This is a genomic window from Priestia sp. 179-F W1.4 NHS (assembly GCF_045369295.1).
In the GTDB taxonomy this organism is placed as follows: Bacteria; Bacillota; Bacilli; order Bacillales; family Bacillaceae_H; genus Priestia; species Priestia zanthoxyli.
The window spans coordinates 23611-49867 of the sequence record NZ_JBIQFF010000005.1 but is presented as its reverse complement, the minus strand read 5'-3'; the positions used below and the strand labels follow the sequence as shown (position 1 = coordinate 49867).

General features: G+C 37.5%; 28 protein-coding genes and 2 riboswitches. Of the genes, 20 read left to right on the top strand and 8 right to left on the bottom strand.

Annotated elements, in window-relative coordinates:
• Positions 1–16: 16 nt before the first annotated feature.
• Together ACH0CI_RS20710 and ACH0CI_RS20705 are read left to right on the top strand one after the other, a co-directional pair.
• Positions 17–508 (top strand): GNAT family N-acetyltransferase, encoded by a 492-nt coding sequence (locus tag ACH0CI_RS20710; protein ID WP_335388235.1) that lies wholly within the window; start codon positions 17–19, stop codon positions 506–508.
• A gap of 103 nt (positions 509–611) precedes the next feature.
• Positions 612–980, top strand: a complete 369-nt coding sequence (locus ACH0CI_RS20705; protein WP_335388233.1) for a hypothetical protein — start codon at positions 612–614, stop codon at positions 978–980.
• 36 nt (positions 981–1016) lie between these two features.
• Here the strand turns inward: ACH0CI_RS20705 and ACH0CI_RS20700 are convergent, their stop codons facing one another.
• Positions 1017–2456 (bottom strand): amino acid permease, encoded by a 1440-nt coding sequence (locus tag ACH0CI_RS20700; protein WP_013057233.1) that lies wholly within the window; start codon positions 2454–2456, stop codon positions 1017–1019.
• 102 nt (positions 2457–2558) lie between these two features.
• Positions 2559–2743: riboswitch (Lysine riboswitch) on the bottom strand.
• 174 nt (positions 2744–2917) lie between these two features.
• Positions 2918–3018, top strand: a riboswitch (TPP riboswitch).
• 64 nt (positions 3019–3082) lie between these two features.
• Between ACH0CI_RS20700 and thiT the strand changes: the two genes are divergently transcribed.
• From thiT to ACH0CI_RS20655, 9 genes are all read left to right on the top strand, one after another.
• Positions 3083–3661 (top strand): energy-coupled thiamine transporter ThiT, encoded by a 579-nt coding sequence (gene thiT, locus ACH0CI_RS20695; RefSeq protein ID WP_406902185.1) that lies wholly within the window; start codon positions 3083–3085, stop codon positions 3659–3661.
• Between the two features lie 156 nt (positions 3662–3817).
• Positions 3818–5236: an ethanolamine ammonia-lyase reactivating factor EutA gene (locus tag ACH0CI_RS20690; RefSeq protein WP_406902184.1), complete on the top strand. Its 1419-nt coding sequence runs from the start codon at positions 3818–3820 to the stop codon at positions 5234–5236.
• A gap of 26 nt (positions 5237–5262) precedes the next feature.
• Positions 5263–6633, top strand: a complete 1371-nt coding sequence (locus ACH0CI_RS20685; protein WP_335388225.1) for an ethanolamine ammonia-lyase subunit EutB — start codon at positions 5263–5265, stop codon at positions 6631–6633.
• A gap of 14 nt (positions 6634–6647) precedes the next feature.
• On the top strand, positions 6648–7361 hold the full coding sequence (gene eutC / locus ACH0CI_RS20680) for an ethanolamine ammonia-lyase subunit EutC (RefSeq protein ID WP_049164845.1): 714 nt from the start codon (positions 6648–6650) through the stop codon (positions 7359–7361).
• A 21-nt stretch (positions 7362–7382) separates the two neighbouring features.
• On the top strand, positions 7383–8732 hold the full coding sequence (gene eat / locus ACH0CI_RS20675) for an ethanolamine permease (RefSeq protein ID WP_406902183.1): 1350 nt from the start codon (positions 7383–7385) through the stop codon (positions 8730–8732).
• 142 nt (positions 8733–8874) lie between these two features.
• Positions 8875–9804 carry a TcaA NTF2-like domain-containing protein gene (locus tag ACH0CI_RS20670; protein WP_335388219.1) on the top strand — a complete coding sequence of 310 codons (930 nt, stop codon included), beginning with the start codon at positions 8875–8877 and terminating at the stop codon, positions 9802–9804.
• A gap of 47 nt (positions 9805–9851) precedes the next feature.
• Complete coding sequence (locus ACH0CI_RS20665) at positions 9852–11042, top strand: TcaA NTF2-like domain-containing protein (RefSeq protein ID WP_406902182.1); 1191 nt, start codon at positions 9852–9854, stop codon at positions 11040–11042.
• Positions 11043–11422: 380 nt separating this feature from the next.
• On the top strand, positions 11423–12505 hold the full coding sequence (locus tag ACH0CI_RS20660; RefSeq protein ID WP_048019252.1) for a tyrosine-type recombinase/integrase: 1083 nt from the start codon (positions 11423–11425) through the stop codon (positions 12503–12505).
• A gap of 141 nt (positions 12506–12646) precedes the next feature.
• Positions 12647–13081, top strand: coding sequence for a hypothetical protein (locus tag ACH0CI_RS20655; RefSeq protein ID WP_013083346.1), 435 nt, complete (start codon positions 12647–12649; stop codon positions 13079–13081).
• A gap of 36 nt (positions 13082–13117) precedes the next feature.
• On the opposite strand, the gene ACH0CI_RS20650 is transcribed toward ACH0CI_RS20655, so the two are convergent.
• On the bottom strand, positions 13118–13570 hold the full coding sequence (locus ACH0CI_RS20650; protein ID WP_033579104.1) for a MarR family winged helix-turn-helix transcriptional regulator: 453 nt from the start codon (positions 13568–13570) through the stop codon (positions 13118–13120).
• A 198-nt stretch (positions 13571–13768) separates the two neighbouring features.
• On the opposite strand from ACH0CI_RS20650, the gene ACH0CI_RS20645 reads away from it, so the two are divergent.
• The 3 genes from ACH0CI_RS20645 to ACH0CI_RS20635 all read left to right on the top strand — a co-directional run bounded on the left by ACH0CI_RS20645 (position 13769) and on the right by ACH0CI_RS20635 (position 16151).
• On the top strand, positions 13769–14557 hold the full coding sequence (locus ACH0CI_RS20645; RefSeq protein ID WP_406902181.1) for an HAD family hydrolase: 789 nt from the start codon (positions 13769–13771) through the stop codon (positions 14555–14557).
• Positions 14558–14761: 204 nt separating this feature from the next.
• Entirely contained in the window at positions 14762–15385 is a 624-nt protein-coding gene (locus ACH0CI_RS20640; RefSeq protein ID WP_406902180.1) for a hypothetical protein, read from the top strand.
• Between the two features lie 256 nt (positions 15386–15641).
• The gene (locus ACH0CI_RS20635; RefSeq protein WP_048019255.1) at positions 15642–16151 is read left to right on the top strand and encodes a hypothetical protein; all 510 of its coding nucleotides are present in this window, start codon (positions 15642–15644) and stop codon (positions 16149–16151) included.
• 92 nt (positions 16152–16243) lie between these two features.
• Here the strand turns inward: ACH0CI_RS20635 and ACH0CI_RS20630 are convergent, their stop codons facing one another.
• The 3 genes from ACH0CI_RS20630 to ACH0CI_RS20620 all read right to left on the bottom strand — a co-directional run bounded on the left by ACH0CI_RS20630 (position 16244) and on the right by ACH0CI_RS20620 (position 19515).
• Positions 16244–17524, bottom strand: a complete 1281-nt coding sequence (locus tag ACH0CI_RS20630) for an Nramp family divalent metal transporter (protein ID WP_406902179.1) — start codon at positions 17522–17524, stop codon at positions 16244–16246.
• A gap of 156 nt (positions 17525–17680) precedes the next feature.
• Positions 17681–18619 (bottom strand): PD-(D/E)XK nuclease family protein, encoded by a 939-nt coding sequence (locus ACH0CI_RS20625; protein WP_406902270.1) that lies wholly within the window; start codon positions 18617–18619, stop codon positions 17681–17683.
• 401 nt (positions 18620–19020) lie between these two features.
• Entirely contained in the window at positions 19021–19515 is a 495-nt protein-coding gene (locus ACH0CI_RS20620) for a hypothetical protein (RefSeq protein ID WP_033579100.1), read from the bottom strand.
• Positions 19516–19930: 415 nt separating this feature from the next.
• Here ACH0CI_RS20620 and ACH0CI_RS20615 point away from each other — a divergent pair, with 415 nt between their 5' ends.
• Complete coding sequence (locus ACH0CI_RS20615; RefSeq protein WP_028413183.1) at positions 19931–20431, top strand: GNAT family N-acetyltransferase; 501 nt, start codon at positions 19931–19933, stop codon at positions 20429–20431.
• 34 nt (positions 20432–20465) lie between these two features.
• On the opposite strand, the gene uraH is transcribed toward ACH0CI_RS20615, so the two are convergent.
• Genes uraH through ACH0CI_RS20600 form a run of 3 tightly spaced genes read right to left on the bottom strand, consistent with a single transcriptional unit; the run spans position 20466 to position 22681 of the window.
• Positions 20466–20822, bottom strand: coding sequence for a hydroxyisourate hydrolase (gene uraH, locus ACH0CI_RS20610; protein WP_028413184.1), 357 nt, complete (start codon positions 20820–20822; stop codon positions 20466–20468).
• On the bottom strand, positions 20819–21346 hold the full coding sequence (gene uraD, locus ACH0CI_RS20605; protein WP_028413185.1) for a 2-oxo-4-hydroxy-4-carboxy-5-ureidoimidazoline decarboxylase: 528 nt from the start codon (positions 21344–21346) through the stop codon (positions 20819–20821). Before uraD ends, uraH begins: the two co-directional genes overlap by 4 nt.
• Before the next feature lie 12 nt (positions 21347–21358).
• Positions 21359–22681, bottom strand: a complete 1323-nt coding sequence (locus ACH0CI_RS20600) for a nucleobase:cation symporter-2 family protein (protein WP_406902178.1) — start codon at positions 22679–22681, stop codon at positions 21359–21361.
• Between the two features lie 271 nt (positions 22682–22952).
• Here ACH0CI_RS20600 and ACH0CI_RS20595 point away from each other — a divergent pair, with 271 nt between their 5' ends.
• The 5 genes from ACH0CI_RS20595 (at position 22953) to ACH0CI_RS20575 (ending at position 26210) form a co-directional block, all read left to right on the top strand.
• A complete protein-coding gene (locus ACH0CI_RS20595) occupies positions 22953–23540 on the top strand; it encodes a lysophospholipid acyltransferase family protein (RefSeq protein ID WP_406902177.1) in 588 nt (195 codons plus the stop codon).
• A 20-nt stretch (positions 23541–23560) separates the two neighbouring features.
• Positions 23561–24046: a hypothetical protein gene (locus ACH0CI_RS20590; protein ID WP_406902176.1), complete on the top strand. Its 486-nt coding sequence runs from the start codon at positions 23561–23563 to the stop codon at positions 24044–24046.
• A 219-nt stretch (positions 24047–24265) separates the two neighbouring features.
• On the top strand, positions 24266–25339 hold the full coding sequence (locus ACH0CI_RS20585) for a branched-chain amino acid aminotransferase (RefSeq protein WP_335708391.1): 1074 nt from the start codon (positions 24266–24268) through the stop codon (positions 25337–25339).
• A gap of 224 nt (positions 25340–25563) precedes the next feature.
• Positions 25564–25791 carry a hypothetical protein gene (locus ACH0CI_RS20580; protein ID WP_335708392.1) on the top strand — a complete coding sequence of 76 codons (228 nt, stop codon included), beginning with the start codon at positions 25564–25566 and terminating at the stop codon, positions 25789–25791.
• Positions 25792–25928: 137 nt separating this feature from the next.
• Positions 25929–26210, top strand: coding sequence for a hypothetical protein (locus tag ACH0CI_RS20575; RefSeq protein ID WP_028413191.1), 282 nt, complete (start codon positions 25929–25931; stop codon positions 26208–26210).
• The last annotated feature ends 47 nt before the right edge of the window (positions 26211–26257 follow it).

Here is a 26257-nt window from a genome sequence, read left to right as displayed (position 1 = left end):
TAAGGAGTTTGTACATATGATCATTCGTTATGCTAAAGAAGAAGATTTACCTATGCTTGTTGAAATTTATAATCAGTCCGTTCAAACAAGTGCTGCTACTTTTGACTTAACGCCTGTAACAGTGGAACAAAGAAGGGGCTGGTTTAATAATCATATTAGCAATAAACTTTTTCCACTTATTGTCGCAGAAAAAGATGGAGTAGTAGCGGGCTATGCTTCGCTTTCCTCGTATCGAGATAAAGAAGCGTACATTCAAACAGTAGAGCTATCGATTTATATTGATAAAAATCAACAAGGGTATGGTATTGGAAAACAGCTTATGAAACGCATTTTGGAATTGGCTAAAGAAGTCGACCATCACGTTGTCATTTCAGGAATTACAAAAGGTAATGATATCAGTATCAAAATGCATGAGCAATTTAATTTTACGTTTTGCGGAGAGTTTAAAGAAGTAGGCTGGAAATTTGATCAGTGGCAAGATGTGCTTTTTTATCAGCTTATTTTATAAGATGTATGACACCTTTACACATTGTAACGTTTTAGTTTCATGTGTAAAGGTTATTAAAATAATAAGTTGTTTTATTATTTTAATACGAAAGGTGTTAGCTATCATGAATACACATTTTCAGTATCAACATCTAAGAGCTGTGCCGAAAAGATGGTCCAAAAAAGAACTGCATATCCAGCTGAATAGAATCAAACACAATTCTGAACTATCTACTATAGCGGCAGATCCGCTTTTTCATCTGTTAGAATGTACCCATTCGGGCCTTCAAACGAAACAAGAAATCATAGACTACATCCAAACCATTCCTAATCACCAACTTCCATCTTTTGTAACTCATTTAAGCAGGTTAATTCAGCGTATTTATTATATAGAAGCTGTGGATTACTATAATCGCCCCCTCAAAGGTTATATGCTTGTTATGAAAAACCAACCCGCTTATATATCTCTTCATTTTGCCGATCAGCTCATATAAAAAAAGCTCTCTATTCAAAAGAATAGAGAGCTTTTTTTATTCGTATTTTTTCACTGTTACTTGACATTCTTTTAACGGGATAAGCTTCGACTTTTTCGTCCATTTGTATCCTAACCAAACAATTAAGAATAAAGGCAGTCCGATATAAGAAACAAGTACACCGTACCAGTCAATCGAGTCACCCATAAACGCCGAATAGTTTTGGCCTAAAATAACAACGGCACATAAAATAAAGGCAAAGATAGGGCCAAATGGGAAAAGTTTTGCATGATATGGAAGTTCACTCAAATCATGACCTTGAGCAACAAATGCTCTTCTAAAACGATAGTGGCTAATCGCGATTCCTAGCCAAGCAATAAAACCAGACATACCAGAAGCGTTAAGTAACCATGTGTATACCGCACCGTCTCCAAAGAATGAAGCACCAAATGCAAGTGTACCGACAAGCGCCGTTGCGATTAAGGCATTAACCGGAACGCCTCGTTTATTCACTTTTGCTAAGAACCTTGGTGCTTTTCCATCTTTCGCTAAGTTCCACAGCATACGCGTAGAAGCATACATACCTGAGTTACCAGCAGATAAAACAGCTGTTAAAATAACGGCATTGATAGCTGATGCAGCAAACGCTAGACCTGCTCGTTCGAATATTAAAGTAAACGGACTTACTCGCACATCATCACTTGCTAACGAATCCGCTGTGTATGGAATAAGCATCCCGATAACAAAAATAGCTAAAATATAAAATAACAAGATGCGCCAGAAGACTTGTTTCACTGCGCGAGGAACCGTTTTTTCTGGATCTTCACTTTCTCCAGCTGCAACTCCAAGCAACTCTGTTCCTTGGAATGAAAAACCAGCTGCCATAAAGATACCTAGTACAGTGAAGAATCCACCGTGAATCGGTCCATCACCAAGCGTGAAGTTTTTAAAACCTGGTGCTTCATTGTTAAAGATACCAAAAATCATCATAATACCAATAACTAAAAAGATAATAACCGTTACTACTTTAATTAACGAAAACCAAAATTCAGATTCACCAAATCCTTTTACAGAAAGGTAGTTAAGCCCAAACATAATTAATAAAAACAGGGCACTCCATAAAATAGAAGAAGAGTTCGGGAACCAAAATTTCATAATAAGGGCTCCAGCGGATAATTCAGCTGCAATCGTAATAGCCCAGTTATACCAGTAGTTCCAGCCGAGAGCGAAACCAAAGGATGGATCTACAAAACGAGACGCATACGTACTAAATGAACCAGCTTCAGGCATATAAGCTGCGAGCTCTGCTAGACTGGTCATCAAAAAGTAAACCATTACGCCAATAATAGCGTAAGCTAAAAGCGCTCCCCCAGGTCCTGCTGTGTGAATTGCTCCACCACTTGCTAGGAATAAGCCGGTTCCGATGGCTCCTCCTAATGAAATCATCGTTAAGTGGCGAGATTTCAACCCACGTTTTAATTCTTGCTGCTCTTGCATAGATAAATACTCCTTTCGAATGTACGGAAAGAGACGGGATAACATAAAAAAAGCCCGCAGTATATGTGCGCGCTTTTAAATCTGAAAACCGCGTCAACCTTCCGTGAAGATAGCTCTTCACATCACTCGCATGATGTGACAGTTCTGTTCCTGTTCGGAGACAGCCCCAGCTTAAATCAACCGAGAAGTGATTTAAACTTCGGCAATTTTTCCTTTCAAGCAACATCCTCAATGTTCTCTGCATTTCCGTTACTTTACTATTAAAAACTGCGACCTCTACCTCATCGATTAGGATGAGGGTTTTTTATATTCAATTGACATAAAAGAAGTATAACAAATACTAAAACGATTGTCATTATAAAAAATAGATTCAGAAAATAGAAACATCTTTGAAATCTCTCGAATCTATTTTGTTACGTATGGTATAATAAACGTTGTCTTTATACTACATAAATATCCAAACGTACCACAGGGGGAGCCGCCGTGCTGAGAGTGAACGAAATGTTCAGACCCTTTGAACCTGTTAGTTAACGCTAGCGTAGGAATGTGGGAATAGTAGCATACCTATTTGCTTACTCCTGTGTAAACCGTTTGATATGAATGATTCAAAAACAGGAGTGAGAAACGTGAATAAAGCATTACCTTTACAGGCTAAAATTGAAATAGCTATTTTTGCAGCATTGGCACTTCTACTTGACCTTTTGCCTTCAATTAAAATTGCGACGGCTGTGAGCATTTCGTTCTCCATGGTGCCCATTTTTATTATGTGCTTTCGCTGGGGAGTAAAAGGCGGGGCTCTATCTGGTCTATTATGGGGGCTTTTGCAGTTAGCGACAGGAACAGCTTATATTTTAACAGCGCTACAAACATTTATTGAATATATTGTAGCTTTTGCTTTTATAGGTTTTGGAGGTATTTTTTCACAATCTATTAAAACAAATTTAGCTACCAATAACAGATCAAAAGCTTTTATTTTAATTGTTTTATCCCTTATTATCGGCAGCTTCGCACGTTATTTCTGGCACTTTATTGCTGGTATTATTTTCTGGGGATCGTACGCACCAAAGGGTATGTCCGCTCTGTGGTATTCTTTTTCAATGAACGGTATTTCAATGGTAGGGTCACTAATAGCCTGCTTAGTCATTCTTTCATTGTTAATTCCATCGGCATCAAGAATGATTGTAACTAAATCACACTCATCATAAGAAAAAAGACTAAATCTGCCAAGATTTAGTCTTTTTTGTCATTTGTCACCTTTGTTTACACAAAAGTGTGTCAGGTTTGATAACATAGTTAGTGAAATATTCAAAAAACTGTTTTATGATAGTCAACATATTCAAACGAGATAAAGGATTGATCGTATGCTACAGAAATGGATCACGAGCATAGGTTTAGATATTGGAACAAGCACAACAAAACTGATTGTAAGCAAACTGTTAATAGCAAATCAACAAAATCAGTTTACGCTGCCAGGCTGTCAAATTATTGATCGTCGCGTAACGTATGCAAGTTCCATCTATACAACACCTATGGTAAACGAGGTTGAAATCGATGTTCGAAGGTTAACGCTATTACTAGAAAAAGAGTACAAAAAAGCAGGGATCTCCTTAGATCAAGTGGAGGCGGGTGCTGTGATCATCACAGGAGAAACGGCTCGGAAGCAAAATGCAGAGAGTATCGTTCACTATCTAGCTGAACACGCTGGGAATTTTGTTGTTGCAACAGCTGGTGCTGACTTAGAAGGAATGTTAGCGGCAAAAGGATCGGGAGCAATCGAACATTCTGCTGAAACCAATAAAGTGATTGCCAATATTGATGTAGGTGGAGGCACTGCTAACATCGCCTTATGTCAAAATGGAAAAGTGATTGAAACGTTTACCCTGCATGTAGGCGGAAGATTAATTCGACTAAACGAAGATGGTATTGTTACCTACGTTTCGTCTTATTTAACTGAATTTTTAAAAAATAATTCTCTGATGCTTCAAGAAGGCGAAAAAGCAACATTTGAAAAACTCTCGTCTATTTGCAAATTGCTAGCTAAAGAAACCGTGGATTATGTGAGCGCACTGAAGCAAACCTCTTTGCTGCTCGTTTCCCCTCATACAAGATCTTCTACTCGGCCAGAGACAATCATGGTCTCGGGAGGAGTAGGAGCCATGATAGAGAAGGAGAAACCAAAAACAGTGAAGGAAGTGGCCATACACGGAGACATTGGTCCGCTGCTAGCTTATCAGTTTCAAGCCATACAGGTATCTCGAGCGGCTGAAACAACGCGAGCCACTGTCATTGGAGCTGGTATGCAAAATACAGAAGTTAGCGGATCAACCGTATACATTAAATCAAAGCGGCTGCCGCTAAAAAATATTCCGATTATAGAGATACCCGTACAGCAAGAGGAGGAGTGGAATCCGCAGCTGTTTCAAGAAAGAGCTCGAACGGCATGTATGCAGGCTTCAACTGTTTTCAGCGCAGAAGATCCTCCCATTGCTATTGCTTTATCTCATTTCCCTTACTGCAGCTATAGAATGCTGCAAGAATTAGCAAAAGTAATAAGCGCTGAATTTGGTGCTTGTTTTAAAGGAGCTAAGTGCCTCGTTGTTTTATGCGAGCAGGATATTGCTAAAGCTTTAGGACAAGCACTAGCCAAACAGGAGAAAGAATTAGAAATTATTTGTTTAGATCAAATTGACTTTACCCACGGAGATTATGTCGATCTAGGGTTACCCGTAGCTGGAGAGGCAATCTCTGTTTCGATTAAAACACTCGCTTTTTCATCATAATCAACTGAACATACAAGGAGGAAACGATGTTTAAAACTACACGATTGTTAGGAGAAACATTTTCATTTTATAGCTTAAAAGAAATTATGGCCAAAGCAAACGAAGAACGTTCTGGAGATCAGCTCGCAGGAGTTAGCGCTGAGTCAATGAAAGAACGAATGGCAGCCAAACAAGTGCTAGCTGATATCACACTTGCTGATATTCGAAATTACCCGCTGCTAAGCGCAGATGAAGACAACGTCTCGGCATTAATCGAAAGTCAGGTTGATTCATCGGTTTACGACATTATTAAAAATTGGACAGTAGGGGAGTTAAGAGAATACATCTTATCTGATGAGCATACCGGAGAAGACCTTCTTGCGCTTAGCAAGGGATTAAACAGCGAAATGATTGCGGCAGCTACTAAAATTATGTCCAATTTAGATTTAATTCAAGGAGCTGCCAAGATAGAAGTGCAAACTACTTGTCAAACGACTATCGGTCAAAAAGGCGTATTGGCTTCAAGAGCCCAGCCTAATCATCCTTCAGATAACTTAAAAGGAATGAGAGCATCTCTCTACGAAGCGTTAAGCTATGGAATTGGAGATGCGGTTATCGGAATTAACCCTGTTATTGATACAACGGATAATATCTACGCGCTTTTAAATGAAACAAAAAATATAATCAACGAATGGTCGATTCCTACTCAAAACTGTGTGTTATCACATGTAACAAGTCAAATGAGAGCAATCGAAAAAGGAGCAGCTGCTGACTTGGTTTTTCAAAGTTTAGCAGGCACAGAAGCCGGTAATGATTCATTTGGGATTTCACTGTCTATACTCGATGAAGCGACAGCGTTAATTCATGAAAAAGGGACAGCAAAGGGCCCGAACCGCTGGTATTTTGAAACAGGACAAGGTTCTGAACTGTCAGCAGAAGCCCACTATAATATTGATCAAGTAACGCTCGAAGCTAGATGCTATGGCTTAGCTCGCCACTATAAGCCTTTCTTAGTTAACACGGTTGTTGGATTTATTGGACCTGAATATTTATATAACAGCAAACAAGTTCTAAGAGCTGGGTTAGAAGATCACTTTATGGGCAAAATGCACGGCTTGCCTATGGGAGTAGACGTATGTTACACCAACCACATGGATGCTGATCAAAACGATATGGATAATTTAAGTATGCTTCTAGGAACAGCTGGGGTGAACTTTGTAATAGGAGTGCCCATGGCTGATGACTGCATGCTAAACTATCAGTCTCTTAGTTATCATGATATCGCAACCGTGCGCAATGTACTCGGCCGTACCCCAACTCCGTTATTTCAAAAATGGCTTGAAGATCAGCGTATTATGGAAAACGGACGCTTCACATCAAGAGCTGGAGACCCAACTATTTTTATGAATTTGATTTAAGGAAGGTGCTTACTATGATACCAAAGTCAAATCGCGATCCGCTTGAAACACTTAAACAATTTACCCCTGCCCGCATAGGTGTTGGTCGTACGGGAACAAGGCCGCTAACAAAAGACGTTTTATCTTTTCGCACAGATCATGCCGCAGCCGTAGACTCTGTATACGGCTCAGTTTCAGAAGATATTCTATCTGAGTTTAACCTTTTTTCTGTGAATACACGGGCGGAGTCAAAAGAACATTATTTAAAACGGCCGGATCAAGGAAGGTTATTAGCAGATGACGCTAAGAAAGAGATTTTAAAAAACTGCGTGCAGCAGCCTGATGTACAAGTAGTGGTATCAGATGGACTGAGTGCTAAGGCAATTGAAGAAAACATGAGCGACGTGTATCCTGCTTTAATTGATTCACTGGAGTCATATGGACTTCGTATCGGGACTTCGTTTTTTGTAAAAGGAGGACGAGTTGCATGTATGGATGAAATTGGTGAAATCATAAAGCCAAAAGCACTTGTGCTATTGATTGGAGAGCGACCTGGGCTGGTCAGTGCTGAATCCATGAGTGCTTACATGTGCTATGAACCTAGCAAAGGCAAAAAAGAGTCTGATCGTATGGTTATTTCTAATATTCATAAAAGAGGTACGCCTCCTATTGAGGCAGCCGCACATATCGGTACCATGATTGACAAAATGATTAAGCAGCAAACAAGCGGTGTACATCTTATTGTCTAAACATCAAAAGGAGGAGAACGTATGGCGTTACAAAAACAATTAAAACCTATTCATTTATGGGCTATTTCAGTTGGTATGGTTATTTCAGGACAATACTTTGGGTGGAACTACGGGTTTGAACAAGGCGGGATTATCGGACTTGCAATTGCAACCTTAATTGTAACCGTGTTTTACACAACGTTTATGTTCAGCTATGCAGAGCTTTCAACATCTATCCCGCAAGCTGGTGGACCTTCAGCTTATGCAAGAAGAGCACTTGGACCTTTTGGCGGATATATCGCCGGAATTGCATGCTTGCTTGAATTTATTTTTGCTCCTCCTGCTATTGCGGTATCAACAGGAGCATACCTGCACTTTCTTATCCCAGCCGTTAACCCTGTATATGCAACGGTAGGTGCCTTTATTTTCTTTGTTTTACTAAATTTAATCGGGGTAAAAGAAGTAGCGGTGATTGAGCTTACAGCTACCATTGTTGCACTAATTGGTTTATCTATTTTTTATGTAGCTGGTTTGCCTCATGTACAAACATCAAATATTTTTAACGATCATTCATTTATTAACGGGCCAACAGGGGTACTAGCGGCTATTCCATTCGCTGTTTGGTTCTATCTTGCAATAGAAGGCGGAGCAATGGCAGCGGAAGAAGTGGAAAATCCTAAGAAAAACATCCCTAAAGGGTTTATTGGAGCGATTATTACTCTAGCAACCGCAACGTTGTTTACACTATTTGTAACAGCAGGACTTGGCGGAGGAAGCGGAAAGCTAGCTGATTATCCACTTCCACAGGCACTATCTTCTGTATACGGAAACGGCATTTCAACCGTTGTTGCTATTATCGGGCTATTCGGATTGATTGCTAGTTTAAATGGAATCATCATGGGATTTTCAAGACAAACCTATGCGCTTGCACGAGATGGTTACTTCCCTAAATTTCTTGCTAAAACGAATAAAAAAGGAGTTCCTGTCGGCGGTTTGTTGATTCCGGGAGCAATCGGTGTGATTTGTGCTGGATCTGCCACGTTTGCCAATGCCCTTATTATCTTATCTGTATTCGGAGCAATGATGATGTACTGCATCAGTTTAGTTTCTCTTTTTATTTTACGCAAAAAAGAACCTAACTTATCTCGTCCTTTTAAAGTAAATTACCCGGTAGTGCCAAGCGTTGCTTTAGTATTAGGGATTCTGTGCTTATACAGCATTATAAAATACAGTGTGCTTACAACAAGTTTAATGCTGTTTGGTGTTTCTCTACCTTTAATGTATGTGATTCTTGGCATTTTCCTTCTTTCAATTATTTACTATGTTTTTTATGGTTCAAGACAGCTTAAAAAAGAGGCATTCAATTCATATCAAGAAGCATCTATTAAATAAGAAGAAAAACGGCTGCTGTAAAGGCAAGCCGTTTTTCTTGTGAAATTAAAGGGTTGAGCGTTTTTTTGTAGAATGATATACTAGGTCTGTTTGTTGGAAGAATATACATACATTTATATTAGATAAAGAAGGGGCAATTATGATGAACAAACGTAATACAATCATTATCACGGTTGTTTCATCTATTCTGTTATCAGCCTGTCAGCAAGAAGAGACAATAAAAGACGGAAATACAATGATAGTAGAAAAAGATGCAAAAAAAGTACTAAATGAACCAAAAACACAGGTAGAAAGCATTCAATCAATTGATTTGAATAAAGAAGCAATGAGCGGAAAATTTATTACAGCCTGGATGACTGATTATTTTTCAGCGTTCGGAAAAGCAATTGATGACAACTCTTTTAATGATCTAAAAGCTTTTTTGAAAGCGGACAGTTCTTTTTATAAAGAGCAGAACCTTCTTGTTGACAATTTCACACGACAAGGCATCGAGCAGAAGAAGCAAACGTTTCATATTGTCAATTGGTATGAAGAACCTAACCATGTGTTCAAAATACAAACCCACGAGGAAAGCTTATTAAAACAGCCCGGCAAAGATCCTTACAGCAAAGTTTGCGACCGCCTTTATACAGCTGTTTACCAAAACGATACGTTAAAGCTATCGAGTGTAGAACCATTCGACTTTTCATCTAAACCAAATACACACACTGAAACTCCCACTACACAAACAACAGATTTACACGACTACGATGGAAAATGGACCACTGGCAATGATAACGGATCTCCTATCATTCAATTTCTTGCTACATCCAACTCGGAAGCGACGATTAAAATAAATTCGTACCAGCCACCTAGCAAAATCCGCGTGTCAACCGTTGAACAAAAAAATATTCGCTTTGAAAATAACCAAGCCGCCATTGAATATGAAAATGATGGGCAAGGAAATAAAGGAACCATTGTCATTACGCTTAAAGAAAACTCCATTTCGTTACTTGCTAAAACAGTTCAACATAAAAAGGCAAAATGGGGAATTCCAAGCGGTGATTACGTACTCGATACGTTCGAAAATTAAAAATCCTTTTAAGAACAGACTAAATTCGGCATTGAGGAGGACACCTTATGCATAAAAAATGGACGATTGCATTCGTTCTACTGCTGCTAATGGTTTTAACGGCCTGTGAAGAAAAAGAAACAGTTAAGTTATCCAAACCAACCGAACCTTCCTCAGATGAAGTGATCCCAAAAGATCAAGCTAAGTCATCTATCAAGCCTGATCTTGTATCAGAAAAAAAAGCAGAAAAAACTGCAGTTGAGACGATGAATAAAATTTCAAGCACCTATAAAGAATTAGGTGAAGAGTATGAATGGGATAATGAATCTAACCCTGCTGATTATGAAACGTTAAAAAAAGCGCTAACGCCATATGCAACATCATCTTTAATTGCAACAAAGTTAAAAAGTATCTCCACTAATTATTACTGTAAAGAATGTAATATGAGCTTTTTCCCTGATGTTAATCATCTTATTCGATTTGAACTTATTAACAATCACCCCGGGCAATTTTCGGTGTCAGCCATTGAACCAATTAGTAAAGAAGGGAGCGGCGGACTGACCATTTACATGAATTTTAAATACGTTAATAAGCAATGGAAGTTAAATGAATGGGATGAAGTTACCTATCATCAAAAATACCTCAACATTACGGCTGATGAATATATGGAATACGTGAAGTCAATTAATCCTTCTAGTGATATTTCATACCAAGGCGAAACAACCCGCACAAATGAAAAAGGGGAAAAGGAAGAAATCATGGTTTTCAAAGAGAACCATACAAAGTATGCCATCAGCAAAAACAGCTCTCAGCGAATCGACGACTTTAAAGAAGATGAAAAAGAAAAAGAAGAGAAGGAAGAAAAAGAGTTTAATTTAAAAAATATCCTAAAAGTTGATCGAGAAACAGCAGATATTTTTATTGAACATTATTTGCGAGATTTAACAAAGTCCATTAACACAAATAAATTCGAACACGTACAGCCTTATATCCAGCGTGACAGTGTTTTGTGGAATGATCAAAAGCAGCTTGTGAAAATGCTGTATGAAAGAGACATTCGAGAAGAACTTGTTGATTATTCGGTATTAGAGGTTGCACCCGTGAGTGAAGAAGATGATGAAACGGTCTATACAATCCAAACAAAAGAAGTTATTTCCATTACAACGAACGGTCAAAGTCAGGAAAAAGAGTATTACCGAACGTATACCGTTTCTTACAGCAACAAACAGTTGTATCTGACAAAAATTGAATCACTTTAAAAAACATCACGTTCTGCGTGATGTTTTTATGTATATACAATTTGTGTAATTCCTATCATGATAGATTTTACCGTTCCACCATAAAAAGCAAATCTTTAGAAAGAGCATTTGAAAAAATACTTTACTATACTAACGCAAGATAACTCTTCCTTATCAAGCGTTTATATGATAAAGTAGAAAAACAAGCAGAAAATAGAATGAATTTTACATATAATGGATATTTATGTTGAAATCTTTAAAAAACGACTTTCTAAATTAAGTTTTGAGAGGTTTTTGAAAACTTTTAATGGTATTTGTTGCGGATGAATAAAAACTCTTTATATTTAATTCTGGTTCGTTTAAAAAGTATATCTTCGTTTTTTATAATTAGGAGGGGTAAAATGGAAGAATTTGAATTGTCGCCTGCGAAAAATTCGTTTCGCCAGCTAAAAGAGCAGTGGGAAGAGGCAGAGCTGTTAGATGAAGATAACAACTTGAATTTAAAGCACGTTTCAGATGAAGAATTTATTCAGCTCTTTTTTTCAATGCGTATTATTAAAAAATCACTTTCTCCTCATACGATCAGATCTTACAATCAAGACATGAAAACGATTCTGTCTTTTTTCTACGAACGAGAGATTACATTAAAATCGATTGGATTTATGGAAGTCAAATTATTTAATGAAGAAATGATAAATCAATATGCCAATCGCACTGCTGCAAGAAAACTAGAATTTTTTAGAAGAATGCTAGAGTTTGGACACGCTACTCATTTTTATCCTTCGCTGTATACGACGTGGATTGAAAAACCATCTATCGCAAAAGGACATTACAGTGATAAGGAAAAACAAAATCGTACCGAATACCGAGAGCTAACCGATCGCGAAGCACAGGTGATTGTAAATGCGTTAGAATCCGTCGTGCGCATTCGCCAGCATGAAAAGGAATTCAAAGCGCGCAATCGCTTAATGGGAATGCTTTTGTATATGAGTGGAATGCGTTCAAGTGAACTGCTAAGTTTAAATTGGGGAAGCTTCCGCGAAGACCGCCGCGGAAATTTGGTTGTAGATGTGATTGGTAAAGGAAAAAAAGAACGCACTATTCCCGTGTTTGATGATGTGAAAGAAACGCTTTTCACTTATCGGCAAGCGTTAAATGAAAGCACCGAACTAAGTCCTTTTGACACTGAACCGCTTTTTTACTCCATTAAAGAGTATTATCGTACCGGCGAAAAAAAGCGATTATCCTATACAACGTTGTATCGAACGATTAAATCAGCTGTTTATAAAGTAAAAGGAAACGCGTCTATTTCTCCTCATTGGTTTCGTCATACCTTTATTACAAATAGTTTAGCTAATGACGTTCCACTTGCGGTTGTGAAACAAGTAGTAGGGCATTCTTCTATTGCTACAACGAACGTTTATCTTGAAAAACTTCAAGAGGATACGGTATACGACGCGTTTCGAAAGTCGGGCTATCGCTAATTACTTATAATATTTTTATGTAAACTAAAAAATATATATTTTCATTTTTACTGCTTATGCGTATGAAATAAGTTGTATAAATGAATAAGTTACTTTTCCTACAATATAATGGTAGAAAGTCGATAAAGGAGGGAGCTACCTATGACGGCTAAACATCCGCTTCACTACCATTTCGGAGAAGTAACGGAGCTTTTTCATTACATATACGAAGTTTGTGAAACAGCAGGTATTTATATTGACTGGAGCGGAACAGCCCAAACCGTTCAGCTATATCGAAGTAAAGAATCTTTTTTATCCGGAGAACGCTACATCGGAGCGATTCAATATGAAGGGAGCAATCAGTTTCAAAAAAGATGGCCTTCTACCGTCAGTTTGAGATTTCGACGTGCAAACTTGTCGTTTATTTTAAAATATTGTTTAGAACAAATTGAAGACTACCGCAAAGACACAAATAAAGAACCCTTCATTAATCCAAATGCAGAATCCATCGCGTTTAAATTCACCTCTTTAACAGATGAAACCAAACAAGTGATTTCAAAAATTAAAGAAGTATTATGTATTGCCAACTACGTATAAAACCCCGCAGAATGTTACCTGTGGGGTTTTGGGTATTTAACGCAGGTTTTCTGCGTCTTGAAGCAATTGTTCGGCGCGAAATTCAAGTTTTTGTAAAGTGTCGGTATAAATCTTTACCTGCTGCTCGTTTAGCTGGGACGTTAATTCGGAAAATACCTGTTCTACAGCAGGCGTCACTTCTGTTTTTAAACGCAGGCCGTCTTCTGTTATTTGAATAAAAAACGAGCGGCGATCTTCTGGATTTCTAACACGCTGAATCCAATTTTGTTTTTCTAGTAAATCTAAAATTTTAGTCAGCGTCGCTTGATCTTTATCTGCTCGCTCAGCTAATTGCTTCTGTGTACTATATTCAGCTTCTGATACGCGCTTTAAAACGGTCCACTGTTCTGGCGTAATCCCAAAAGGACGTAAGTGTGCGGCAACGACTCTGCTTAAGCGCTTACTTGTACGAACGGTGGGAATGCCGAATATTTCTTCTAACGATTCCATATAAAACCTCCTGCATATATACCTGCTGTGATTATATCAGCTGTTTTTATTTCTGTAAATTTGTTTGTAAAGGTGATCCTTTATAAAAATAAATTTACACAATAAATTGCAAATACACTAGACTTATTGTGTGTATCCTTGTAATCTAGTGTAAGAATAGTTAAACTTTTTCAAAAACAGTAGGGGGTACACACATCCATGATTAAAGCGGTTTTTTTCGACCTAGATGACACGCTACTTTGGGATCAAAAAAGCGTAAAAGAAGCATTCGTTGCAACATGTACATATGCAAGTGAAAAATATAATCTAAAACCTGAAGAACTAGAAGAAGCGGTGCGTAAGGAAGCAAGAGAATTATATGCTTCGTATGAAACATATGAATTTACGCAAATGATTGGCATTAATCCATTTGAAGGGTTATGGGGAAATTTTTTAGACGATCATGATCAATTCCGAAAAATGAAAGATATTGTTCCTACTTATCGAAAAGAAGCTTGGACTCGAGGCCTTCGTGCTCTAGGAATTCACGACGATGCTTTTGGAGCGGAATTAGCTGAACGTTTTCCATTAGAGCGCCGCAAAACACCTTTTGTATACGAAGAAACGTTTGAAGTGCTTGATCAATTAAAAGGAAAGTACAAGCTGCTGCTGTTAACAAACGGTTCACCTGACTTACAAAATACCAAATTAGATATTACATCAGAACTAGTTCCATATTTTGATGAGATTGTGATTTCAGGGGCATTTGGCCGGGGTAAGCCTGATCCATCTATTTTCGACCATGCTTTATCACTTATGGATTTAAAGAAAGATGAAGCGATCATGGTTGGAGATAATTTAATGACAGATATACTGGGTTCTTCTCGCGTTGGAATGAAATCTGTATGGATTAATCGTCACGATAAAGAGCGAAATGAAGTCATTCCTACTTATGAAATTATCCATTTAAGTGAACTGCATTCAATTTTAGATGAACTAAATTCGTAATACGAACAAACAAAAAGAGGCGTAAATCGTCTCTTTTTTTGTTGTAAAAACAAGTACAAAAGTCTCTGAAAGTCCTATATCCGTTCCAAATCTCACTGACTTCAGTCACTTTTTCTTCTTCCTGCATAGTAAACCAATCTTATCCTTGATTCCCAGATAAATACCATGTAGCATAGTATATAGACTAGTCATTGGAGGAATAACATGAAGAAAATAGTTACCAGAAGCCTTGTAGCGGCTGTTTTGTTCACAAGTCTCGCCGCTTGTGAAGACAAACAAGGCGATACGCACGTCACTTACAAAAACCCTCAACCTAAACATGCCCCTGGAGCAGACACCATTTCAGCAACAGATGAAACGATGGCGCCTGTAAGCCGGGTAGCTACAGAAGATGAAACCGATGATCGATTAGCGTTTGGAGAACGATCAAAACACGGTCAATATTACGTTTCCACAACGGATGCACAATTTTATCCTGTTAAAGGAGCTAAACAAGTAAACACCCAGTACATTGTCGTATCCGTTCAGTTTCAGCGAACACCTAATGAACATTCGGCTGTAGTATTAAACGACACAACGTTTACATTACAAGACACAGCAACTTATCAAACCTACGAACCGTCTGATGGAGGAAATTTATCGACAGAAACCCCGCACACCCTGTGGACAGCTTTTTCATCACCGTCACTATCTGACGATGAACCATTTAACCTCGATGTTGCATTTAAAATTCCAAAAAAGGCCAACCATACGTATAACCTGTTAATTACACAGCAATCAGAACGAGCAGATGTGTTTAAGTTTGAAGAAGCCAAACAAGATTATTAATTACATACAGAAAAAAACGCCTATCTTTTGTTGTATAGAAAAAGAAGGCGTTTTTTTGTAAAACTATCTTGTTTCTCATAGAAAGAGCAAACGATAGACATAAAAAGAAAATAGAGAATAGACATAAAACGCGTTAGTGTAGTCAAGTTCAAAAAGAACGTGTATCATTGTAACTACTGGTACCAAAAGATAGACATAAAATATAAATAAAAAAGTTATGAGAAAGGAAAAGGTGCGTACATCACGTTAAAGACATATGAATCATAAACATACAAAAACAACTACTGAATTTAGTAATAAAAAAATAAACATGCATTTAAATAGAAAGCTATCAGCCGCCATTATAGCTGCGTTTCTTTTTACTTTACTTTTTTGTTTTATGCCAGGTATAAAAGAATCAATTCCTAATTTTTCTATTAAAAAAACCAGTCAGAATTTCATTGATTTATTTCCTTTATACCTTTTATTTTTTACACCCTTCTTTTTAATAATGGGGACGTTAGGCACGGTTATCGTTGATTTATTAGTCAGTGCTTTTGTAAAAGACCGTAGTAAAAAAATTGATTTTATCATGTCATTCATATTTCACGCCATTTTTGGGTTATTAATGTTTGAATTCGGAATGTTGGGCGTCATTCTTATTTTTATTGTGGATCGCCTTCTTTCAATCCGTAAAGAAAACTATTCTTATTTATATCCACTGGGTTGCTTAGTACTGTCGGCCATTATTGGAACTCTCGTCTACTTCATTTTTACTATCGTTTAATAAAAAAATAATAAAAAGAGACCCAATTGTTAGACTATATCTAACTTTTCAGGGTCTCTTTTTTGTTTTTTCTTGAAAGTTTGATTTATTTACTATGCGAATGTTTGATAAATCAAAAAGATATTTAAACAAATGACTAATGCAGCTATCACCCAAGCTACAGTAGTTGTTGCTTTATGATTAACCAACCCGCCCATGATTTTTTTATTACTTGTAAACATGATAAGAGGTACAAGCGCAAATGCAATTCCGAACGATAAAATAACTTGACTGACAACTAGTGCACTTGTTGGATTTACGCCAAGTCCGATAATCAAAAGCGGCGGAATAATTGTAATGAAACGACGAAGATATAAAGGAATTCTGCGTTTAATAAATCCTTGCATGATGACATCTCCAGACATTGTTCCGACCGAAGAACTTGAAAGTCCTGAAGATAATAATCCAACACCGAACGCAATAGCTGCAAAAGGACCAATTAAATGTTCAAATTGTGTAAAAGCCACGTCCAAATCTTGCACGTTTAGTCCGTTTTTAAAGAATAGAGCGGCTGCGACAATCAGCATGCTTGCATTAATTGCACCAGCGATAATCATGGCAATCACAATATCGATAAATTCAAAGCGGAAAATCGCTTTTTTCTCCGATTCTGTAGTTCCTACCACGCGGCGCTGCGTAAGAGCTGAGTGCAAATAAATCGCGTGCGGCATAACTGTAGCACCTAAAATCCCAGAAGCTAACAGCACGCTGTCTGTCCCGTGAAACCGAGGGACAAATAAGCCGTGGACAACACTTGCGCCGTCTGGATGCGCAAGAAACATTTGAGTCCCAAAAGCTAATACCACAATAAAAACCATTGCCGCAATCGCTGCTTCTAGCAGTCGAACACCTCGTCTTTGTAACTCTAAAATAGCAAAAGAACCTACCGCTGCGATGAGTGCAGCTGGGAACAAAGGAATATGAAATAATAAATAAATTCCAAGAGCAGCCCCAATAAATTCTGCTAAATCCGTCGCCATAATGACTAATTCCCCTTGGATCCAAAGCCCAAAAGAAACGAAGGACGGGAAGTGTTCCTGCGCTATCTCGGGTAAATTCAAGCCTGTTGCAATACCTAATTTAGCTGATAACGATTGAATTAAGACAGCCATTAAGTTAGAAATTAATACAACCCAAAGCAACATGTATCCGTATTGAGAGCCTGCTGCGATGTTAGTAGCAAAATTACCTGGGTCAATATAAGCAACCGCTGCGATAAAGGCAGGCCCTAAGAAAGGTAATAATCGCTTAATTCCTTTTGTTTTACCCGACAATACGTCTTGAGCACTTAGCTGCATAGCTGATAATGCTTTACTGCTGTTTTGATCTTTCATGTCTAGTGCTCCTTTCTTTGATGAACAATAAATAGCCCAAGCTAATTTTTTTAAATGAAGTATAAAATGTTTCCTTAATGCAAATTATATGCTAGCAAAGGTTCTTTTGACAATAAAAAAGTTTAGCAAAAAATATAAATCATCTTCAGCTGTTTTTTATCCCGTTTGGCACAATTCTTTAAATGCACACCCGTGACAGGAGGAAGGTGTATCTGCTTGAGGGAAATGCTCAAGCGGAAGAGGCTGATTTACCTCTGAGTGTTCCAAAAAAGTTTTCATATAGTCAATGCTTGTATCGACTTGCCGAAGAACAGCTTCAATTTCGTGAAGAGTAAGCTGATACGTACGCGCACTGCCTGAAAGCAAGTATTCGTTTCGGACTTTTATCTGATCAACGGAAATATTATATTCAGCTAGCACGTAGAGAGCGTAAATTGCCAGTTGAAACAAATCATCTTTTGTTTGTTTACTTGTTTTCCAATCAACAATCGTAAATTCGTCTGTGACTGGATTTTTAAAAAGGGAATGAAAAGGCGCATATACTTTATAATCATACACATTTATAGAACGAAACGACTGAGGAGAATCTACTTCTAAAGAAGGTGAAGACACCACGTCGCAAAACGATTTACTTTGTAAAAAGTTATGTACACAAATGTGTACCCGCTTTTGCATGTCTTTAAGATCTTTTTTAGAAATATAGCCGTTTTCGTAGAATTCTAAAAGCATCTTATACTGAGCAGGCTTATGATACCAAAGCTCTCCATAGTCAGTAGAATCACGCAGTGCGTTATTTAGTAGCTGGTGTACTTTCTTCACTAAATTTTGTTCACCCGGGACAATCTGTGTAGATGTATAGTCAGAAATGGCTTCTGTAATCACCTGACGGACGGCTTGTCCTGCGTACATAGATAAAGTAGAAACCTTTTTTAAACGATAAGCGCTTTGAGACTGTGCAGAAGCGCTGTCAAGCCATCCGTTGTGTGAGACATAATAATGATATGCATACTTTCGTTTGCACTGTGTGATCATTTTATGCCTGGAATAGGACCATGAAAATTCAGGGAAATCAGTGATTTGAAACAAGCTATTCACATCCTTTTTCAAAAACTGCGCATAGGTTGGTCTATTAGTGTATTCGTATATGAGTTAAAATAGACTAAAAATGTAGAGAGTGAATAGCTACGCATGCATATTATTTTGTGGATTCTTGCGAAATATGTATAAATAGAAAAAACTATTTAAAAATTTGTTGCTTTTTTCTATGGCAGATGTTATATTAATAAAGCGATGAGCTAATTTGTGTAAGTCGAAGGATATGCTTTCGAGCTAAACGTGTGAATGTGGTCACACGGTCCCCGCCACAAACGCATCAAAGACGTCCTGCGTGGACGTCTTTTCATTTTATAAAAAAGAGAGCATATTGCTCTCTTTTTTTGTGGTAACTTTTTGATACCTTCTATAATTTCTGCCCCTTTTATTTACTGCAGCTAAACTTACTGTATTTGCACATTTGCCGCATATTGCATTGTTCCTCTTGTAGAGTTAATCACGATATCTACAACGTAAAAACCTTGATTTTCAGGAATCTTAAATTCATTATTTTTGACAAACAGCTTGGTTTTTTCACCGTTATTTTTCCATATATGCACGCTCACGCCGCGAATATAAGCACCGTCTAGGTTGGAAAAATGGAGCTTAACCAATTGTTGCTGCTTTAAAGGGATACTTTTTTGCTGCGATATGTATGTATATAAATCATATACATTTATTTCTTTTTTTGTTGTTGAACGGCCGTTTGACCAGTTAATAGAACCTTTGTGAAGGTGATAGGTATGTTCGCTCACCGCAAGCGCAGCTTCAGGTTTGTTTTGGTCGTATTCTTCCTCTAGAAAGAAAGCACTGTTCTTAAGTAAAAGTAAGAAGAACACCGTAACAGCTCCTAGACCGCTTAAGACATATACACCACATTTTGCGGGTTGTACTTTCATAATAATTTCCTTTCACAGACCAATAATTAAGGAGGATAGGTACATAAAATTTCCACTTTTTCTATTCTAAACGATTACAAGTGAAATTACATTTATTGCTTTCTTTCTTCACAAAAAACAGGATAATAGTCATGTGTTTTCTATAAAAGATCCCCTTAGATCAAAATCAACCCCGCAGAAAAGGAAAATAAATGGAAATTAAAAGAGGGAATCTAAAAAATTTACAGAAGTTGATAAGTGATTTAAAATTATACAGAGGAAAAAAGCATTTCAAAAAAAGGGAGATTAGTAGGTTTTTTGTTCTACTTCCACTTCTTAAAAAGTCGTATTTTTCGTAAGAAACTGTAAAGTTATATTTTATAAAGGTGAACCAATACATATACAAACAAAAGGGACACAAAAAAGGGGGATCAGCATGGAAATTAGAGAACTAGAATTACATGATGCTGCAAACTTTGTAGATTTGCTTAAACAGATTGAAGAAGAAAGTAAGTTTATGCTGTTCGAAAGCGGAGAGCGAAAGCTGAGTACGGATCAGCAGGAGAAAAACATCGAAATCTTTAAGCAGCAGCCAAACTCTACGATTATTGTAGCAGAAGAAAGCGAGATGCTTGTGGGATATATAGCTGCAACAGGGGGTGAAGCTAACCGAAACGCTCACATCGCTGCTCTGACATTAGGTATTCGAAAAACGTTTCAAAATCAAGGGATTGGTACGGCTTTATTCGCTGCGCTTGAGGAATGGGCAAGAGAACACCATATTCACCGTCTTGAGCTCACAGTCGCTGTACAGCATGAAAAGGCTCTTTCTTTATATGATAAAGTAGGATTCGAAATTGAAGGAACGAAAAAGCATTCCCTGCGAATTGGCGGTTTGTTTATTGATGAGTACTATATGTCTAAATTGCTGAATTAAAAAAGAAACGACGTTTAAAGACGCCGTTTCTTTTTTAACTTCCTCTATAAATTTGGTATCCCCACGGTGATACAAGCAAAGGGATGTGATAATGTTCTTGTTCAGAAGACAATCCGACTCGAACAGAAACTTGATTTAAAAAGGGGGGATTTGTTGTTTGGACTTCTTGTTTTTTATAGTATTCCCCAATATGGAACAAAAGTTCATAATCTCCTGATTCAAAAGCTTCAGAAGAGAAGAGCGGGTTTGTTAATCTTCCGTCTTCATTTGTAGTACCATGAGAAAGCTTTATTCGTTTACTTTCTGACTGGATGTGATAGAAATCAACTTTGACAAAAGCAGCCGGACATCCGTGAGTGAGGTCTAAAATATGCGTTGTAATTTTAGTCATGCTCGTTTCTTTGTCTCCTTATCTTCAGTAATTTTATCAGTTAAACGAAAGAAAGCAATTTTATATACTTCTTCTAACGCTGTAGCAAACTCCGTTTGTTTGGTATTCTGTAAGCGACTTTGCATTGCCTCGTAAATATCTTCTTTTTGTTTACCTCGTACTGCCAAAATAAAAGGGAAAGGAAACTTTTCCATATACATTCCATTAAGAGAAGAAAACTGTTCATACTCATTTTGTGTTAAGTTTTGTAAGCCTGCTTTTGTTTGTTCTTCAGTAGAAGCAGATGTCATAGCGATATTTTCACCTAGATTTGGATGAGCTTTCAGCAACTTAAGCTGTTTTTCTACAGATGCTTGCGCTACAATTTCTTTCATCTTTCCATGAAGTTGTTCAACGGACGAGAAAGGGCGCTTAGAATAAGCCTCTTCTGCAACCCAAGGTGAATGTTCAAATATATCGCCAACTAATGAGACAAAATGCTGCTTGCTAAGCTGATTTACATACTGCACAGATACATTATTCATACTAAACCACCTTTACTTTACTTCTGAATAATCTGTTTTCTCTAAAGAGACAGAAGGTACTTTTCGTTCAACCGATGCGTTAAAAAAGAGATTTAATAAAATGGCAGCTAAACTTCCAGTAATAACTCCATCGCTTACAATCACACGCAAAGCATTTGGGAGCTGGGCGAATAAATCGGGTACCACCGTTACACCAAGACCCAGTGAAAGAGAGCACGCAATAATCAGCAAATTTTCTTGTTTAGCCAAATCAACAGCGCTTAGCATTTTGATGCCTGATGAAATAACTAAACCAAACAACACGACCATTGCCCCTCCTAAAACAGGAGTAGGAATAATGGTTGTAAAAGCAGCTATTTTAGGAACAAGTCCCAATAATACGAGAATAAAGCCGGCTACTACCACTACATTTTTTGTTTTTACTTTCGATAATTGAACCAGTCCTACATTCTGAGCGAATGTATTGTAAGGAAAAGCATTAAATAGCCCTCCAAGAACAATGGCGATTCCTTCGGCGCGGTAGCCTTTTGTAAAATCTTTTTCAGTTAATTCCCGATCACACAGTTTTCCTAACGCTAAAAATACGCCTGTAGACTCAATAATAATGACCAAGCATACGAGAATCATCGTTAAAATCGGTCCAATTTCAAAAGTGGGCATCCCAAAATAAAAAGGAGTGGGAATGTGCAGCCAAGAAGCTTCATTAAAGTTAGTGAAATTAACTTTTCCCATTAATACAGCGGCTATTGTTCCGGCTACAATTCCGATCAACACAGAAAGAGAACGAAGGAAACCGCTGAAAAATCGATTTAAAATTAAAATAAGCGCTAGAACACCAAAAGATAGAAGAAGATTAGAAAGAGAACCAAAATCTTTACTTCCTACTCCTCCTGCCATATTTCGGACAGCGGATGGTACAAGTGATAAACCAATCATCGTCACAACCGTTCCTGTGACAACTGGAGGAAAAAATTTAATAATTTTGCCTAAAGAACTTGCTGCCAGTACGATGAAAATACCACCGGCAATAATCGCTCCGTAAACAGCGCTAATTCCATATTGAGTTCCAATCGCAATCATAGGAGTCACCGCTACAAATGAACTTCCAAGTACAACAGGAAGACCAATCCCAAACCACCTGTTCGTCCAAGCCTGCAGCAGCGTAGCTAGTCCGCAGGTCAGTAAATCAATGGCTACGAGATAGGTTAAGCCATGTGCATTTAAATTCAATGCGCGTCCTACCATCAGCGGAACGAGAATGGCACCCGCATACATAGCGAGTACGTGCTGTAATCCCAATGAAGCTAGTCGAAACGGTCGATTTTGGTTATTCACCTAAAAACCTCCTTTAATTATATCACATGTAATGTTAATAAATATTACATTTAGAATGATACATTAATAGTAAAATGTTTTTTAAGGGATGTCATTAGTCAAGTTGACCAAAAACAGAGGTTTCAATATCTCCTTTTTTACAATATATAGAGAAGTAGGTAAGCTACCGTGTAAAAAGATGTTACATCCCCTTTTTTAGTACCAACTCTTAATATCAAGTGATATAATTTTTGTATATATTTTCAACTAATAGAGAGAAGAGGAAACACTTATGTATAATATTGCGGCTCACACATGTAAATTTTTATTAAAAAGAAGGGGGAATTTTCAGGTAAGGAACAGAGAGTATCTGCCAGCGGATACAGGCTTTGTGATCGCTTGTTCGCATAAGGGATGGGTAGACGTTGTAGCGCTTGGTGCGGCTATTTTGCCTCACCAAATTCATTTTATGGCAAAAAAGGAGCTTTTTAATCATATACTCACTAGTAATGTATTAAAAAAACTTAACGCATTCCCAGTAGATCGTAACAACCCGGGACCCAGCAGCATTAAAACACCTATTAAATTAGCAAAAGAAGGACATATCGTCGGGATTTTCCCTAGCGGCACGCGAACAGAGGAAGACGTTCCCTTAAAAAGAGGAGCAGTCACTATAGCGAGCATAGCAAAGGTTCCTATTGTACCCGCAGTTTACAAAGGACCCGCAAATGTAAAAGAGCTATTTTCAAAGGAGCCCGTTGTCATTTCCTTTGGGAAGCCCATCTACCTTGCTGAAGGAAAGCTAACAAAAGATAGGCTCGCCGACGTGTCAAATCACTTAACAGCTTCGATTCGTGCGTTAGAGGAAACAGAAACATAACTTCATAGCGGAGGTGCATCATGAAGGATTGGGTACAGAGAAAGCTAAACGATGTGATTAGTGATGATGTGCAGGCAAAAATGAAAGAAAAGATGGCTGAGAGCGGTGTAACCGTTCCTATATCCGCTTCTATGCTCATGCGAATTTTTCAAAAGCAAATGACAAAGCAAGATCAAATTCAGCAATTTTCTATTTCATTTCAAGACTCGTATATTCACGTGAATGGAATTATTAAAAAATTCCTGGTGAGAATTCCATTTTCTATTGTGCTAGAACCTCTTGAAGCAAAAGAACGTACGCTTGTATTCAAAATCCATGAAATGAAACCTCTTAATCAAAATTGGATCAACTATCAAATTTTTCACAAGCCGCCTGTTACTACGTATGAAGAAAAACAAATTCATATCAACCTCAATGAAATTGATAAAGTGAAAGTCATTCCAGTAGGGAAAATCAAACAATTTTCAATACAAGATGAAAAGCTTCGAGTGAAAATTGGTTTATAAATGGTTGTAAATAAAATGTAGAAATAGTTTTTTTAGAAAGAAAACCTTTTCAATTCAGCACTTAATTTGATTAGGTGCTATTTCTTTATAATTTCTATAAAATTTTTAGAATTTTTCGTCTCTAACTATTGTGACACGCTTCCCTAAAGTTGTACAATGTAACTTATATAGAGGTTTAAGCGAAAAACCCGTAAATATAAAGAGCAAGGAGAAACAACTATGACAACTTATTCAATCGATGTAACACTAAGTCAAACAAAAAAAGAAAAGCCACAATCTGATCAATTGCAATTCGGGAAAATCTTCACGGACCATATGTTCATTATGGATTATACAGAAGGCCAAGGCTGGCACGATGCTCGTATTGTACCTTATCAACCTATCACATTAGATCCGGCATCCATGATCTTTCATTACGGGCAGTCTGTTTTTGAAGGACTAAAAGCATATGTAACAAAAAAAGAGCAAGTATTATTATTTAGACCAGATGAGAATTTCAAACGTTTAAATAAATCAAACGATCGTCTTTGTATTCCTCATGTTGACGAAGACTTAGCATTAGAAGCGTTAAAACAGCTGATTAAAATTGACCGCGAATGGATTCCTACTGCTGAAGGTACATCACTATACATTCGTCCATTTGTCATCGCGACAGAGCCTTACTTAGGAGTAGCGCCATCTGACCGCTACCAATTTATCATTATTCTATCCCCAGTTGGCTCATATTATAAAGAAGGGATTGCTCCTGTAAAAATTGCGGTTGAAAGCGAATTTGTTCGTGCTGTAGCCGGAGGGACAGGGACTGCTAAAACAGGCGGAAACTATGCTTCAAGCTTAAAAGCTCAGCAGCTTTCTGATTCAAAAGGCTATTCACAAGTACTGTGGTTAGACGGAGTTGAACGCAAGTACATTGAAGAAGTAGGAAGCATGAATATTTTCTTCAAAATTGATGGAGAAGTAGTAACGCCATCTGTGAACGGAAGTATTTTAGAAGGAATTACGCGTAAATCCATCATTGAGCTGCTAAAACACTGGGATATGCCTGTAACTGAGCGCCGTATTTCTATGGAAGAAATTAAGCAAGCTTATTCGGAAGGCAAACTAGAAGAAGCATTTGGAACAGGTACAGCTGCAGTTATTTCTCCGATTGGCGAGCTATTTTGGAATAACGAGAAAATGGTCATCAACGGTGGAAACACAGGAGAAGTATCACAAAAACTGTATGACACTCTAACAGGTATTCAAAATGGTACAGTGGAAGATCCATTCGGCTGGGCATTGGAAGTGGAATAAATTTCGATATTCGAATATCTTTTTACGTAAAAGAAGCGGGACAGCTCCCGCTTCTTTTTTTGTTGATCGTCGAGTAGTTCAAAAGGAACAAACTATATTTTGAATATTTAGAACTATTTATATACTTTTATTGTAAAATAAAATATAATTATCCTTATAAAAGCAATACGTTGTCTTTATTGAAATTCACAGCATTACTTATTCGTTATAAGGGGGAGAACAAAATGCTTTTTTTATCACATGATGAAAAAATTAAACAGCTGGCTTCACACTTAGCTGAACGACTCGAAAGAGAATTAAACCAAGAAACCTCAGATGAACAAATGCACGTGCTCATCGGCTACTTATTTGCTTCTCATTTAATCGAGCAACGCCCTACAGGTTATTACGTAAGGTCTCAATACCCTGAGCAGCTAAAAGATTTATATGAAACTTTACACGTCCATCAATAAATTATCTCTTCCTCTTTTGTCCTATATCGTGTAGAATTTTAGAAAATATATGATTTTCTAGTTGATGGCAGAGCTAGGATATAGCGTGGTATGGCATTTACCTTTAAATGATTAAGTAATGGCTTTAGAGGTGAATAATGTTAGCGCAAATCAAAGAAATGAGTTTAGATAAAAATCGTCGTAATCCACATTACCGCGTGTTGTTGCAGTGTCCAGACGGGAGTGAACTATTCATTCACTTTAATTATACATACCGATCAAAAACATATTGGTCAAGAGATGTATATTACAACAATGTTCATAAAAAATCTCAGCTTGCTTGGTATACCCAAAGCGTAGAGGAAATGACTGCTCAGCAGTTTCTTGAAGAGCTAGGAGCTATAGTAAATGAACATTTCAACTTTACACTGCGACGATAACCAAGAAAAGCATCCTTTAACAAGGGTGCTTTTCTTGGTTATTTTAC

What these genes read in the sequence shown, in the direction of transcription:
- ACH0CI_RS20595 (WP_406902177.1), top strand. Translation starts at nt 22,953, where the DNA reads ATGTATAATATTGCGGCTCACACATGTAAATTTTTATTAAAAAGAAGG.
- ACH0CI_RS20665 (WP_406902182.1), top strand. Translation starts at nt 9,852, where the DNA reads ATGCATAAAAAATGGACGATTGCATTCGTTCTACTGCTGCTAATGGTT.
- ACH0CI_RS20575 (WP_028413191.1), top strand. Translation starts at nt 25,929, where the DNA reads ATGTTAGCGCAAATCAAAGAAATGAGTTTAGATAAAAATCGTCGTAAT.
- ACH0CI_RS20710 (WP_335388235.1), top strand. Translation starts at nt 17, where the DNA reads ATGATCATTCGTTATGCTAAAGAAGAAGATTTACCTATGCTTGTTGAA.
- ACH0CI_RS20635 (WP_048019255.1), top strand. Translation starts at nt 15,642, where the DNA reads ATGAATCATAAACATACAAAAACAACTACTGAATTTAGTAATAAAAAA.
- ACH0CI_RS20620 (WP_033579100.1), bottom strand. Translation starts at nt 19,515, where the DNA reads ATGAAAGTACAACCCGCAAAATGTGGTGTATATGTCTTAAGCGGTCTA.
- eat (WP_406902183.1), top strand. Translation starts at nt 7,383, where the DNA reads ATGGCGTTACAAAAACAATTAAAACCTATTCATTTATGGGCTATTTCA.
- ACH0CI_RS20690 (WP_406902184.1), top strand. Translation starts at nt 3,818, where the DNA reads ATGCTACAGAAATGGATCACGAGCATAGGTTTAGATATTGGAACAAGC.
- ACH0CI_RS20700 (WP_013057233.1), bottom strand. Translation starts at nt 2,456, where the DNA reads ATGCAAGAGCAGCAAGAATTAAAACGTGGGTTGAAATCTCGCCACTTA.
- ACH0CI_RS20650 (WP_033579104.1), bottom strand. Translation starts at nt 13,570, where the DNA reads ATGGAATCGTTAGAAGAAATATTCGGCATTCCCACCGTTCGTACAAGT.
- ACH0CI_RS20705 (WP_335388233.1), top strand. Translation starts at nt 612, where the DNA reads ATGAATACACATTTTCAGTATCAACATCTAAGAGCTGTGCCGAAAAGA.
- eutC (WP_049164845.1), top strand. Translation starts at nt 6,648, where the DNA reads ATGATACCAAAGTCAAATCGCGATCCGCTTGAAACACTTAAACAATTT.
- ACH0CI_RS20580 (WP_335708392.1), top strand. Translation starts at nt 25,564, where the DNA reads ATGCTTTTTTTATCACATGATGAAAAAATTAAACAGCTGGCTTCACAC.
- ACH0CI_RS20640 (WP_406902180.1), top strand. Translation starts at nt 14,762, where the DNA reads ATGAAGAAAATAGTTACCAGAAGCCTTGTAGCGGCTGTTTTGTTCACA.
- ACH0CI_RS20645 (WP_406902181.1), top strand. Translation starts at nt 13,769, where the DNA reads ATGATTAAAGCGGTTTTTTTCGACCTAGATGACACGCTACTTTGGGAT.
- ACH0CI_RS20585 (WP_335708391.1), top strand. Translation starts at nt 24,266, where the DNA reads ATGACAACTTATTCAATCGATGTAACACTAAGTCAAACAAAAAAAGAA.
- ACH0CI_RS20655 (WP_013083346.1), top strand. Translation starts at nt 12,647, where the DNA reads ATGACGGCTAAACATCCGCTTCACTACCATTTCGGAGAAGTAACGGAG.
- ACH0CI_RS20670 (WP_335388219.1), top strand. Translation starts at nt 8,875, where the DNA reads ATGAACAAACGTAATACAATCATTATCACGGTTGTTTCATCTATTCTG.
- ACH0CI_RS20685 (WP_335388225.1), top strand. Translation starts at nt 5,263, where the DNA reads ATGTTTAAAACTACACGATTGTTAGGAGAAACATTTTCATTTTATAGC.
- ACH0CI_RS20590 (WP_406902176.1), top strand. Translation starts at nt 23,561, where the DNA reads ATGAAGGATTGGGTACAGAGAAAGCTAAACGATGTGATTAGTGATGAT.
- ACH0CI_RS20630 (WP_406902179.1), bottom strand. Translation starts at nt 17,524, where the DNA reads ATGAAAGATCAAAACAGCAGTAAAGCATTATCAGCTATGCAGCTAAGT.
- ACH0CI_RS20660 (WP_048019252.1), top strand. Translation starts at nt 11,423, where the DNA reads ATGGAAGAATTTGAATTGTCGCCTGCGAAAAATTCGTTTCGCCAGCTA.
- uraH (WP_028413184.1), bottom strand. Translation starts at nt 20,822, where the DNA reads ATGACTAAAATTACAACGCATATTTTAGACCTCACTCACGGATGTCCG.
- ACH0CI_RS20615 (WP_028413183.1), top strand. Translation starts at nt 19,931, where the DNA reads ATGGAAATTAGAGAACTAGAATTACATGATGCTGCAAACTTTGTAGAT.
- uraD (WP_028413185.1), bottom strand. Translation starts at nt 21,346, where the DNA reads ATGAATAATGTATCTGTGCAGTATGTAAATCAGCTTAGCAAGCAGCAT.